The sequence below is a fragment of the Kitasatospora sp. MBT66 genome, from assembly GCF_000710405.2.
Classification (GTDB): Bacteria; Actinomycetota; Actinomycetes; order Streptomycetales; family Streptomycetaceae; genus Kitasatospora; species Kitasatospora purpeofusca.
This window is the reverse complement of record NZ_JAIY01000021.1, coordinates 13,038-25,547: the sequence shown is the minus strand read 5'-3', so window position 1 is coordinate 25,547 and position 12,510 is coordinate 13,038. Positions and strand designations below refer to the sequence as shown.

Annotated in this window: 10 protein-coding genes and 1 pseudogene; 9 read left to right on the top strand and 2 right to left on the bottom strand. The window is 72.8% G+C overall.

Features of this window, described 5'->3' with window-relative positions; translation table 11 throughout:
• Window positions 1-288: 288 nt before the first annotated feature.
• A complete protein-coding gene (locus tag BI06_RS42615) occupies window positions 289-1,089 on the bottom strand; it encodes a DeoR/GlpR family DNA-binding transcription regulator (RefSeq protein ID WP_030395358.1) in 801 nt (266 codons plus the stop codon).
• 296 nt (window positions 1,090-1,385) lie between these two features.
• On the opposite strand from BI06_RS42615, the gene BI06_RS42610 reads away from it, so the two are divergent.
• The 8 genes and pseudogenes from BI06_RS42610 (at window position 1,386) to BI06_RS42565 (ending at window position 10,419) form a co-directional block, all read left to right on the top strand.
• Window positions 1,386-2,459 carry an ROK family protein gene (locus tag BI06_RS42610; RefSeq protein ID WP_063795144.1) on the top strand — a complete coding sequence of 358 codons (1,074 nt, stop codon included), beginning with the start codon at window positions 1,386-1,388 and terminating at the stop codon, window positions 2,457-2,459.
• Window positions 2,456-3,388: a 1-phosphofructokinase family hexose kinase gene (locus BI06_RS42605; RefSeq protein WP_043477774.1), complete on the top strand. Its 933-nt coding sequence runs from the start codon at window positions 2,456-2,458 to the stop codon at window positions 3,386-3,388. Before BI06_RS42610 ends, BI06_RS42605 begins: the two co-directional genes overlap by 4 nt.
• Before the next feature lie 159 nt (window positions 3,389-3,547).
• Entirely contained in the window at window positions 3,548-4,498 is a 951-nt protein-coding gene (locus BI06_RS42600; protein ID WP_043477771.1) for an SIS domain-containing protein, read from the top strand.
• A 98-nt stretch (window positions 4,499-4,596) separates the two neighbouring features.
• Window positions 4,597-5,433: a class II fructose-bisphosphate aldolase gene (locus BI06_RS42595; RefSeq protein WP_043477768.1), complete on the top strand. Its 837-nt coding sequence runs from the start codon at window positions 4,597-4,599 to the stop codon at window positions 5,431-5,433.
• A gap of 379 nt (window positions 5,434-5,812) precedes the next feature.
• Window positions 5,813-6,823, top strand: a pseudogene (locus BI06_RS52785) (heparin lyase I family protein).
• A gap of 414 nt (window positions 6,824-7,237) precedes the next feature.
• A complete protein-coding gene (locus BI06_RS42575; protein ID WP_043477754.1) occupies window positions 7,238-8,191 on the top strand; it encodes an SDR family NAD(P)-dependent oxidoreductase in 954 nt (317 codons plus the stop codon).
• 340 nt (window positions 8,192-8,531) lie between these two features.
• A complete protein-coding gene (locus BI06_RS42570; protein ID WP_206743655.1) occupies window positions 8,532-9,014 on the top strand; it encodes a hypothetical protein in 483 nt (160 codons plus the stop codon).
• A 181-nt stretch (window positions 9,015-9,195) separates the two neighbouring features.
• Window positions 9,196-10,419, top strand: coding sequence for an SUKH-4 family immunity protein (locus BI06_RS42565; RefSeq protein WP_043477748.1), 1,224 nt, complete (start codon window positions 9,196-9,198; stop codon window positions 10,417-10,419).
• Between the two features lie 55 nt (window positions 10,420-10,474).
• On the opposite strand, the gene BI06_RS42560 is transcribed toward BI06_RS42565, so the two are convergent.
• Window positions 10,475-10,963, bottom strand: coding sequence for a hypothetical protein (locus BI06_RS42560; protein WP_369826386.1), 489 nt, complete (start codon window positions 10,961-10,963; stop codon window positions 10,475-10,477).
• Between BI06_RS42560 and BI06_RS42555 the strand changes: the two genes are divergently transcribed.
• Window positions 10,875-12,470: a recombinase family protein gene (locus tag BI06_RS42555; RefSeq protein WP_043477745.1), complete on the top strand. Its 1,596-nt coding sequence runs from the start codon at window positions 10,875-10,877 to the stop codon at window positions 12,468-12,470. The two genes, BI06_RS42560 and BI06_RS42555, sit on opposite strands and share 89 nt — an antisense overlap.
• Window positions 12,471-12,510: the final 40 nt, after the last annotated feature.

Genomic DNA, 12,510 nt, shown 5'->3' with positions numbered 1-12,510 from the left:
GGCAAAGTAAACACGAGGAGGCGGGCCCCGAGCCAGACCCGTTACGCAAACGATGCCAACACGACAGGCCTCGAGCACGGGAGATGCACAGGACGCACACCGCACAGGGGCGTTCGCTGTTCCGGCGCCACCGGGCAGCGCCGCCGGGCAGTCGGCACGCTTCGGCTCACCGCCCTCCCGCCCGCACCGGAACGGAAAACGCCCGGCGGGCTGCCGCGAGAGCGGAGCCCGCCGGGCGAGGGTGCTTCGTACACCCGGTCACGGCGGCGTGGGGGTGGTGCGGGAGGGTCAGACCGCGATGACCTCGATACCGGCCTCGATGAACCGCGCCGCCATCTCGGGGACCAGACCGGAGTCCGTGACCAGCACGTCGATCCGGTCCAGGCCGCAGATCCGGGCGAAGGCACGTCTGCCGATCTTGGACGAGTCCGTCGCGAGGACCACCTTCCGGGCGCGCTCCGCGAGCAGCCGGCTGATGCCGGCCTCGTCCTCGTGGTGCGTCATCACGCCGAGCCTCGGGTCGACGCCGTCCACACCCAGGACCGCGACATCGAGGACCACCTGGTTCAGCACGCCCTCCGTCAGCGGCCCGACCAGTTCGTAGGTCTGGGGCCGCGCCACGCCACCGGTCACCACCAGCTTGAACTGCGGGCGGACCGCGAGTTCACCGGCGATGTTCAGGGAGTTGGTGACGATGGTGTAGAGCGGCCCGGAGGCCGCCTCGCCCCGCTCCGCGGGCCCGCCGCCGGCCCGGAGCACCAGCGCCCGGGCCACCTCCGTGGTGGTGGTGCCGCCATTGAGTCCGACGACGTCCCCCTCGCCCAGCAGCTCGGCCACCGCGGTCGCGATGCGCTGCTTGTCCGACACCCGCCGCGAGGACTTGTAGCGCATCGGGAGTTCGTAGGAGACGCCGTGCGCGATCGCCCCTCCGCGGGTGCGGACGAGCAGCCGCTGCTCCGCCAGCTCGTCGAGGTCGCGCCGGATGGTCGCCGGCGACACCGCCACCGAAACGGCCGCTTCGTCGACGTCCAGCTTGCCGTCGACCGCGAGCAGTTCGAGCAGCTTGCTCCACCGCTCCTGCTTGGACATGCGCAGCAACCCTTCTTCGACTGGAACTCCGGCACCGCACCGCGCCCGGCGGGAACGGATGCCGCCTCGGGCGGCCGGTCCGCCGACCCGGGACGTGTGCGCGGAGTTGATCGTATCGCCGCAGCGTCGCGCAAGGCGTGGCACGGGCAAGCCGCGCACGTCACACGACATTCGGCGGCCGACCTCTGGACTCGGCAAGCCTTCCGCGTGGATACTGCGCTCACACATCTTGATGGATTTCGCATCTTAAGCGCGATCAGTGCGCATCTTCGATCATCCAGGATGGTTCGACACCCATGATCAGCAACCTCTCCCCGCGCCCGGCCGACCCCACTCCCCCCGCCGTGCCCCCGCCCGACGAGCACCCGCCGGGCTGCGTGATCGCACTCGACGTCGGCGGCACCGGGATGAAGGGCGCCGTGCTCGACCACGGCATGCGGCCGCTGCACACCGTGCACCGACCCACTCCGCGCGCCGACGGGCCCGCCGCCGTCCTCGACGCCATCACGGACACCCTGCTCGATCTGAACCGATCGGCCGTCGGGTCCGGACTCCCGGTGCACCACACGGGGGTGGCCGTCCCCGGCATCGTGGACGACGTCCGCCGGCGCGCCGTCCGGTCGGTGAACCTCGGCTGGAGCGACCTCCCGCTCGCCGCCCTGCTGGAGGAGCGCACCGGCCTGCCCGTCGCCCTGGGCCACGACGTCCGCGCGGGCGGTGTCGCCGAATGCGCGATGGGCGCCGCCCGCGGGGCTGCCGACGTCCTGTTCGTCGCCATCGGGACCGGCATCGCCGCGGCCCTCGTCTGCGACGGCCGGCCGCTGCTGGCCGGCGGGTACGCGGGCGAGATCGGCCACATCCCCGTCCCGTCCGGGGCGGGGGCGTGCGCCTGCGGTGGCGCCGACTGCCTGGAGACGGTGGCCTCCGCCGCCGCCGTGGCGTCCGCCTACACCGCCCGCACCGGCCGGCCCGTCTCCGGCGCGGCCGACGTGGCCGCCCTCACCGCGCAGGGCGACCCGGTGGCGCGAGCGGTCTGGGACCGGGCCGCGACCGGACTGGCGGAAGCACTCGCCACCACCGCCACCCTGCTCTCACCGGAACTGATCGTCCTGGGCGGCGGTCTCGCCGAGGCGGACCGGCTGCTGCTCGACCCCGTGCGGGCCGGCCTGGCGGAGCGGCTCACCTTCCAGCGCCGTCCAGTGGTCGTGCGGGCCGAACTCGGGGACCGGGCGGCCTGTCTGGGCGCCGGCCTCGCGGCCTGGCGAGCGGCGGGACACCCCGTCACCTGGCGGGCCGGCGGACGTCCCGCGACCGGGCAGGTACCCGGACATCCCGCGACCGCAGGCCGGACGGGAGCGCCCGCCCGATGATCCTCACCGTCACCCTCAACGCCGCGCTCGACGCCACCTGGAGCGTCGACAGCCTGCGCCCCCGCACCTCCCACCGCGTCGACGACGCGCAGGAACGGGCGGGCGGCAAGGGGATCAACGTCGCCCGCGTGCTCGGCGTCCTCGGGCACGACCCGGTGGCCACCGGCCTGGTGGGCGGGTCCACCGGCCGCCGGATCCTCGACGAACTCCACAGCGCCCGGATCCGGAGCGAGTTCGTCGAGGTGGCCGGCGAGTCACGCCGGACCCTCGCCGTCGTCTCGCGCGACGACGGCGACGCCACCGTGTTCAACGGGCGCGGGCCGTCGGTGACCGAGACCGAGTGGCAGCGTTTCCACCGCCGCTACGCCGATCTGGTCGTGGCGGCACGCGTGGTGGTCCTCAGCGGAAGTACCCCGCCCGGCCTTCCTGCGGACGCCTACGCCCAGTTGGTGCGCACTGCGGCGGCGGCCGGCGCGCTCACGGTGCTCGACACCAGCGGTCCGGACCTCCTCCGGGCCCTCGAAGCCAGGCCCGACGTGGTCAAACCCAACGCCGAGGAGATCGCCGCGGCGACCGGGCAGTCGGACCCGGTCGGTGCGGCCGCCGCGCTGCGCTCCCTGGGCGCCCGCACGGTCGTGGCCTCCGCCGGCGCCGACGGTCTGCATGCCGTCACCCCGGAGGGCACCTGGCGGGCGGCGCCCCCGGAACGTCTGGCCGGCAATCCGACGGGCGCGGGCGACGCCTGCGTGGCCGCGATCGCCGCCGGGCTGGACGCGGGCTCGGCCTGGCCGGACATCCTCCGCAGGGCGGTGGCCCTGTCGGCCGCCGCCGTCCCCTGCCCGGTCGCCGGCGAGGTCGACACCGCCGTCTTCCGGCGACTGCTCCCCCGGGTCGCCGTCGAGGCGCTCCCGTCGGGCCCGGGGCGATGACTCTCCTCGCGTCGTCATGTTTGCTCGATTGTGATTGATATCTGCAACTTACGAGCAACTCTTGACAGAAAGACTGCTCGTGAAACAGCATGCTGAGCAACCGGACACCCGCTCCACCTCCTCCGGCCCCTCCGCCCGCTCCCACCGCAAGGAACCCGCGTGACCACCTTCGAAACCTCCCGCACCTCCGTCGAGATCGCCTCGCAGCCCGCGACCTGGTCGCAGGCGGCCCGCTCCGCCGGCTCGCACACCGACGCGCTGCCGCGCCGCGGTGAGCGGGTCGCGGTGGTCGGCTGCGGCACCTCCTGGTTCATGGCCCACGCCTACGCGCAACTGCGCGAGAGCGGCGGCCACGGCGAGACCGACGCCTTCGCGGCCTCCGAGTTCCCGCTCGGCCGCGCCTACGACCGCGTCGTGGCCCTCACCCGCTCCGGCACCACCACCGAGGTCGTCGACCTGCTGGCGAAGCTCAAGGGGAGCGTCCCGACCACCGCCCTCACCGCCGACCCGGCGACCCCCGTGATGACGGCCGCCGACCACGCCGTCGTGCTCGACTTCGCCGACGAGGAATCGGTCGTCCAGACCCGGTTCGCCACCACCGCGCTCGTCCTGCTGCGCGCACACCTGGAGGCCGAGGGCACCCTGCCCGCCGGGGTGCGCCCGGTCGCCGAGGCCGTCCAGGACGCCCGACTCGCCCTCGACACCCCCTTGGCTGCCGAGCTGAGCGGCGCCGACCAGTTCACCTTCCTCGGCACGGGATGGACGTACGGCCTCGCCCTCGAAGCCGGCCTGAAGATGCGCGAGGCCGCGGGCGCCTGGACCGAGGCCTACCCCGCCATGGAGTACCGCCACGGCCCGATCAGCATCACCGGCCCCGGCCGGGTCGCCTGGCTGTTCGGTCCCGCACCGCAGGGCCTCGCCGACGACGTCGCCCGGGTCGGCGGACTCTTCCGGCAGGCCTCGGGGGGCGGATCCGGCTCCCTCGACCCGCTCGCCGACCTGATCCTCGTCCAGCGGCTGGCCGTGCTCCTCGCCGAGGCCCGGGGCTACGACCCCGACCGCCCCCGCAACCTCACCCGCTCGGTGATCCTCGGCCCCGCCGCCGCCTGACCACCCGTCCCTTCCGCTCCGCCACGCCCTCCCTTACGCCCTCCCCGCGCGGACTCCCTGCACCGCGCACACCACCAGCGCCTTCGTGGAGAACCCTCATGCCTCTGACACCCACCGGCGACATCGTCGGCCCCGCCCGCACCGGCGCCCACGGCGTCGGGGCGTTCAACGTCGTGCAGATCGAGCACGCCGAGGCCATCGTGACCGGCGCGGAACGGGCCGACCGGCCCGTCGTCCTCCAGATCAGCGAGAACACCGTCCGCTACCACGGTGCGCTCGCCCCGATCGCCCTCGCCTCGCTCGCGCTCGCCCGGGCGGCCTCGGTGCCGGTGGCCGTCCACCTCGACCACGCGGAGTCCCCCGAACTCGTCCACGAGGCCGTCGACCTGGGCTTCACCTCGGTCATGTTCGACGCGTCCAGGCTCGACTACGACGCCAACGTGTCCGCCACCCGGCAGATCGCCGAGCACTGCCACCGGGCCGGCGTCTGGGTCGAGGCCGAACTCGGCGAGATCGGCGGCAAGGACGGCGCCCACGCCCCGGGCGTCCGCACCGACCCCGACGAAGCGCGCGCGTTCACCGCCGCCACCGCCGTCGACGCCCTGGCCGTCGCCGTGGGGAGCTCCCACGCGATGCTCACCCGTGACGCCGCCCTGGACCTCGACCTGATAGCCCGGCTGCGCGCCGGCCTCGACGTGCCGCTCGTCCTGCACGGTTCCTCGGGCGTCGGCGACGCAGACCTCGCCAAGGCCGTCGCCGCCGGCATGACGAAGATCAACATCTCCACCCATCTCAACAAGCTCTTCACCCGCACCGTGTCCGACCGCCTGCGAGCGGCACCCGACACCGTCGACCCGCGCACCTACCTCGGTCCGGCACGCGACACGGTGGCCACCGAGGTGACCAGGCTGCTGGGCGTCCTCACCGCCCGCTGACGGGTCCACGCGGCACCTGATCACGGTCGGGCAACGTCGCGGGCCGGGCGGCCGGTTCGGCACTCCTTCCGGGCAAGCGGTCCACACCCGAGCTGCACGGCGCGGACCGCCCACGACGAACCGTCCGACCAGCCGGTGCCGCAGAACGGCCGGCCGTCCCCGAGGAACCGCATGCCACCGCTCCGCTCCCGTCCGACCGCACCCACAACCGGCACCGCCACGGCCCGCCGGACCGCCGGTGCCGTCTCGGTCACCCTGCTCACAGTCGGCGCGGCCTTCACCCCCGCCGCTGCCGCGAGGGACTCCAGGTCGTACGACTTCGAGTCCCTCGCGGCCCAGGACTGGCCGTTCAGGGCCATCAACGGCTTCGGTGCCGTGAATGCCGCTCCCGCCCGGCGGGACCGGGACCGCCGCGAGATTCAACGTGCCGGCCGACGGGACCTCGTTCCGCGCCGAACTCGCGCTCAAGGGCCTGAGCGCCGAGAGCCACCGCTTCGCCTTCGCCAACTACCTCCCGAAGGACTGGAAGCAGGTCGACGACGACACCATCGTCGCCCAGTGGTTCAGTACCCAGCCCGGCAACGAAGGCGTCACGCCGGTCCTGGCTCTCTCGGTGCACGGCGCCGACGGGCGGCTCAAGGTCCACTGGCTCAAGGACCTCGCCACCTTCTAGGAGTACGAGACCGTCATCCAGCTCGGCGCGGCGCAGTTCGGCCGCTGGAACCGCTGGACCTTCGACATCACCTGGTCCACCCCGTCCACGCCGGGTTCGATCACCGCGACGCGGGACGGCGTCCAGGTCGGCTCCCACCGCGGCGACAACAACTACCACCGCGGCGAGCCACCGCACCTCAGGACCGGCATCTACCGCCCGGCCTGGCGGCCGGAGAAGAAAAAGGCGCCCCCGACCGGCGGGCCCGATGTGGTGCTGTACGTCGACGACATCGCCATCACCTCGGGCCCGCCGGGAGCGGCTCCGCCGGTGCCCCCGACCACCCCTGCGCCTCCCGCCGGGCCGACCGTGACAACCGCGCCGACCCCGACCCCGAGCCCCACCTCCTCCGCACCTCCCGCTTCCCGGTCCGTGGCCCCCGCGCCGGTACCGACCTCCGCCGCGCCCCCCACGTCGGCGGAACCCGCGCTCACCCCCATCACCACCGTCCCCCCTGCCCCCGCCGCACCTGTGACTGCGACCGCACCGCAGACCACGCCGGCCCTCGCCATCGACCGACCTGCTTCTCCCCCCACGACGGAGCTGTCCACCACCGGTACCGGAGCAGGCGTCGCCGTCGCCTTCACCACAGGAACCGTCGCCGTCGTGGTCGGCACCTTCCTCATCCGCCGCCGCAAACCGGGCACCCACCGACGCGCTTCCACTCCGTGGGACTGAACGCCCGTGGTGCGCACAGTCCCGCCCGCGCCCGCGGGGCCGGTCGGGTCAGCGCTCTCCTGTCGGCCACCCGGCCGACGGTGTGCGGCCGTCACGCTGACCGGGCTCTGAACATGGTGGACGGGTCCGGACGGCGAAGGGGGGATGTTCGCCGCGCGGACCTCGCTCTCGCCCACCGCACCCTCTTCTCACCCCGATCCATCGCCGCAAACCACCTCGGGCGGTCGTACTGCACCGCCGTGCGGCCCTCGGCGCCGGTTCGCCACGCCGAGGGCGCGGGTGCCGGTCGGCTGACAGCGGGGACAGCGACCTGCCGGTGGGATGTGGGTGGCCCCCGGGACCGTAGGGACTGGGCGTGAGCAGCCGTGAATGCCGCCCCGCCCGTCAGACCACTCCGAGCTCCGGGAGCCCGCCATGCCCGCCGTACCCCAGGCCCCGCCGTGGGACGTCCATCGACTGCCCCGCGCCGAGGGGAAGTGCTTCCTCGTCACCGGCGGCAACGCGGGCATCGGGTACTTCGTCGCCGAGCAGCTCGCCGGGACCGGGGCCACGGTCGTGCTCGGCAGCCGCGACCCGGCGAAGGCCGGAGCCGCGATCGCGTCCATCGGCTCGCGCGTCCCCGGTGCCGAGGTGCGGCACCTGCCCCTGGACCTGGCCGATCACGCTTCGCTCCGGGCATCCGTGGACGCGCTCGGGCTGGACCGCCTCGACGCGGTCGTCCACAACGCCGGGGTGGCGCTCGACCGTCCACCGCGCCGCGAGACCGCGGACGGCCACGAGCTGATGTTCGCGACCAACCACCTGGGGCACTTCGCGCTGACCCACCACCTGGCTCCCCTGCTCCTGGCGACCCCGGGGAGCCGGATCGTCACCACCGGCAGCTTCGCCGCCAAGTCCGAACGCCTGGACCTCGACGACCTCCAGAGCACGCACGACTACCGACCGAAGCGCGCCTACTCCCGCTCCAAGCTGGCCCAGATGCTCTTCTCCCTCGAACTCGACCGCCGCCTGCGCGCCGCCGGCAGCACAACCCTCAGCGTGCTCGTCCACCCGGGCGGCGCGCTCGACTCCCTCACCCCCTCGCGCCCACCGATCCATGTCCGCACCACCCGCGAGCGGCTGAGCCACCTGCCGCTCGGCCTCGTCGTCCAGGGCAAGGACGCCGGCGCCTGGCCCGCCGTCCGGGCCGTCCTCGACCCGAGCGTCCGCGGCGGCCAGATGCTGGGGCCCCGGGCGTTCGGCCTGCGCGGCACACCCACGACCGAACCGCTCTGGAACCACCTCACCGACATCACCGTCGCGGCACGCCTCTGGTCGGCCAGCCGCGACCTGGTCGGCGTCGACCCGACCTTCACCACGAGCCGGTAATGGTCGCCCGGATCTGCCATGATCACCGGCGTGGAAGGGGGACGTAGTGCACAAGCAGGCACAAGCGCCGGGCGCAGACCGACAGGGCCGCCACGGTGACTTCCGGTTCCGGACCGGAGATGTGCTGATGCTGGAGTGCCCGTTCACCCGGGTCCCTGTCACCGCGATCTCCCGCTTCCACATCGCCGTGCGCTGGCCATGGGCAGAGCCCGACCCCGCGCCGGGGGGCATCGACTGGAATGGCGACTTCGCGATTCCGACACCCGGGAGCCGCGAGGCGCGGCGTCTGTACTACCGGACCGAGCCGACCGCCGACAGGCTCCGGGCAGGTGACACCTGCTTGGTGGGGATCCCGCCGACCGTGGTCCATGTCGTGGCGACCCACCACTTCGACCCGCCCCTGGTCACCGGCATGCTGCCCCGGCCCGCGTCCCTCCTGGAGGTCCTGCCGCAAGGGGAGAGCCACACACCCGAGTCCGAGTCCGAGGAGCAGGAATTCGCCATCGACCCTGCAGGCGGTGAGCCGATCCGCCTCGAACTGCTGCTGCGCCCCTACGCGTTCCTCGCCGTGGGCGACGAGGTCGCCGATCGCCGGGGACGGGCGTGGCGGTTCGAAGGCCCCTGGGCCTGGTCCCCTTTCGACCACGACCGGCCCCGCACCCCGACCTGGCCACTGACCCTGCTCGCCCGCGACGGCGAACCCACGCCCGAGCAGACGGCCGACGTCGCCCGCGCCACGGCGACGGGCAGTCACGCACAGGAACTGCGGCGATGGACCGAGCTCACCCGGGCCGAGCCGGCCCCTCGCCCGCCGGACGACTGACCAGCGCCCTCGAACCGCCCCGATAACGGCCGGCGCTGCGCCACCGCTCATGGTCCGGACAGCTCCGTGCGGAGGGCCACGCCGAGGGACCCGCGCCGTACCGCTGACCGTCTCCAGCACCTCCGTCGGTGGCCCGGGCTACTCTCGTCCGAGGACGTACAGCCAGGCAAGGGGCGCAGCGGTGGGACTGGACGAGAGTGGGGAGGCCGGCCGCTGGCCGACCGGTCTGACGGACGGGGAGAGCCGGGCTCTGCTGGCGAGCGGCGAACTGTCCTGGTGCTACGCGTATCTGGATCTGCGGACCATGTCGGACGGTCGCCCGGAGGCGGTCGGGGACCGGTTCGCGGGCCTCGGCGTCGAGGGTTGCGAGGGTGGCGAGGGGCTGTTCGTCCTGGGCGAGGCGCTGTACTCGTCGGGGCGCGAGGACGTGGTCGTGCTGCTCGACGGGGCGAGCGGTGCGGTGTACCTGGCGTGTCCCGACGGGAACGGGCTGCTCCGGCGTGACCTGCTGGCCAGCAGCCCGCGCGCCCTGATCGCGCTGATGATGGTGGTGGAGTCCATCACGCTGTGCGCCGCGGGCGACTACGAGCGGGCCGAGGGCGACGACGGGGCACCGTACGGGCCCGCGACCGTCGACGCTGCCGTGCGGCTCGGTCTGCGGGAGCTGCGCGAGGCCGACCCGGAGCTGTGGGAGCGCACCGGTGGACGGCCCGCGCACTGGGAGAGCGCGCTGCTGGTCCGTGCGCTGGCGTGGGGCGCCGAGCCGGGGAAGGCCGGCGACACGTCGTTCGTGATCGGTCCCGACCTGGTCGAGGATCTCGCCGAGCTGACCGGCGACGGCACGGTACGGCGGTTCCGGCCGGACGAGCTTCCCGACCGCCTCGTGCACGGCCCGACACGACGCCTGCTCACCGACGTCGGCCTGCCGGTCTCCGGGCGCTGCGCCCTGGCGGTACCGTCCGACGGGCCGCTGGTGACCATGGCGGAGCGTCACTCCGACGACTTCGCACCTGCCGACGACGGCGAGTCGGAAGGTCGCCGCCACCAGGGCGAGTACGTGGCGCTCGGCCGATGGATGTACGACCTCGATGTCGCACTCGACGGCGCCACCGGGCGGATCGAACTGTCCGACGAGTTCGACGACGACCGGCCCGCGCCCTACCTCCACCGCGATCTCGGCACTCTGCTCCATGTTCTGTGGACGTACGAGCGGCTGCGTGCGGAGCGCCGCCGCTGGAGCCGTCCGGTGGATCCGTCGCCATGGGCCGTCTTCCGCCCCCGCGAGTTCCTCGACGACATCACCGAGGGCGTCCTGCGCGCCCTCGATCCGCTGGCGTGGGCGACCGAGGACCACTTCTGGCCGATCCGCGCCGACGACTGCCACATGGGCGAACTGCTGGAGTAGGCCGCGGCGGCACCACAGCCGGAATCCGTTGCGGCCGCCTCGTCCGAACGGGGCTTCACGGTGACCGGTCCGGAACGCGGATCTGCCGGCGGAGCCAGGAGTCGAGGACCGCGTAGTCACCGTCGGTCAGGCCGATGCGGGGATCGACGCGATGGAGCAGGGCGGGCCCCGGATGGTGGGCGGTGACCCAGGCCCGATCGGTGCCGGTGACCTCGTCGTCCACCCAGGCGAACGGGCGCCCCGCGGCCCAGTCGACAAGGGCACGGGTCTTCCAGTGCAGTCCGTGCCGCTCGTCCTGCTCGTCGCTGTCGGACGGCTCAGGCCAGCTGACCACAGCGAGCCTGGGAAGGCCGATGCGGGGCGCGATGCACTCGTTGGCATCGTCCATCCAGGAGGACGGGTCGACCTTGCACCTCCAGGATGCAGGCCCGTGCCGCTGACTGGAGAGTGGAGCCATGGCGCGCAAGCCTGCCGGACCGGTGCGATACCTCGACCTGCTTCTGCGGAAGTCGCAGGTCGTGAGGGGTACGGCTGTCCGGGACATCCTGTCGCTGAAGGCGCAGGAGACGCGGGGGCGGGCGTGGGGCAAGGACAACGGTTACGAGATCCGCCGTGTCTACCGCGAGAACCTGAGCGCGTACAAGAAGGGTGTGAAGCGTCCCGAGTTCGACTCGGCGGTTCACGCGCTGCTCGAAGGGGACTCGGACTGCCTGTGGGTGTACGACTCCTCGCGCTACTCCCGGCAGGGTGCGGGCGATGTGCTGAAGATCTTGGACGTCCCGGGCAGAAGGCTTGTGTTCGACCTGGACCGGCTGGACACCAACATCCCCGAGGACCGCTCGCGCATCGTCGGCAAGGCGGAGGACGCCCGCGAGTACAGCCGGGTGCTGTCGGAGAAGGTCCGGGGCACGAAGGCCACGCAGCGCGAAGAGGGCAAGTGGCTGACGATGCCGCCCTACGGGCTGAAGGTCACGAAGAAGCGCAAACTTAAGCACGGCAAGTTCTGGCCGGTGATCGAGCGCATCCACCGGGAGGCCGCGGAAGGCAAGTCGAACCGGAAGATCGCGCTGGGGCTGACCGCCGACGGGTTCCGGGCGACTCGGGGCGGTCCGTTCCGGTCGAACACGGTGGGCAAGATCCTGCGGAACCCGGTGTACCTGGGGTGGCAGGTAGTGACCGTCAACGGGCACCACCAGCTCTACCTGAATGCCAAGGGCAAGCCGGTGCGGGTGTTCGCCAAGGGGGTGGAGCCCATCCCGCAGGAAGTCTGGGACAAGCACCGCAAGATCGCAGCCAAGATCGACCGGCGCACCAACCTGCCGACCGTGGAGGAACAGGAGAAGCCGGTCGAGCGCTCACCGGCGTCGGGGCTGATGTGGTGCGACGGCGGGGGCCGCGACCCGAAGAAGCACCACAACGCGACGATCCACGGCAACTCCTTCCGCTGCGGCCCACTCAACCTCGGCTTGAAGACCTGCCCCGACCCGGTAAGCGGGATGCGGACCACGGTGGAACGCCTCCTCGGCGAGGAGTGGCACAAGAAGGTGACCACGAGCAGCCCGCTGGACCCGGTGATGCTTGCCGTCGCGGAGGGCTGGGTGGCGCTGGCGCACCCGGAGGAGAGCCAGAAGGAGAGCGAGGCCCGGGGCCAGATCAAGCTGGCGGAGGAGGCCGTCGCCAAGCTCGACCGGCTCAACGCGGGCGGCGCGTACATGGGCCGCGACGGCGAGGAGACGTTCATCAACCTTCGCCGCGCTGCGGTGGAGGATGTGGAGAGCGCGCGGGAGGAGTGGGAAGCGGTGGCCAAGCCGATGGCGGACATTGCCGTGCTGAGAGACCCGGAGCGCTGCCTGAAGCTGTGGGAGTCCGGGGACGCGCACTACCGGGGTCAGCTGCTGCGGCTGGCGATCGAGCGGGTGTACCTGAAGAAGGCCCCGTACTCGGGGGCGCGGCTGAAGGCGGACCGGCTGCACATCGTGTGGAAGACGCCGCGCGGGTGGAAACCGCCGAAGAAGAAGCAGGAGGAGACGCCCGGGGCGGGCGAGTCCTGAAACGCAAAATGGGCCCCCGGTCAGCACTGTGCGAACAGTG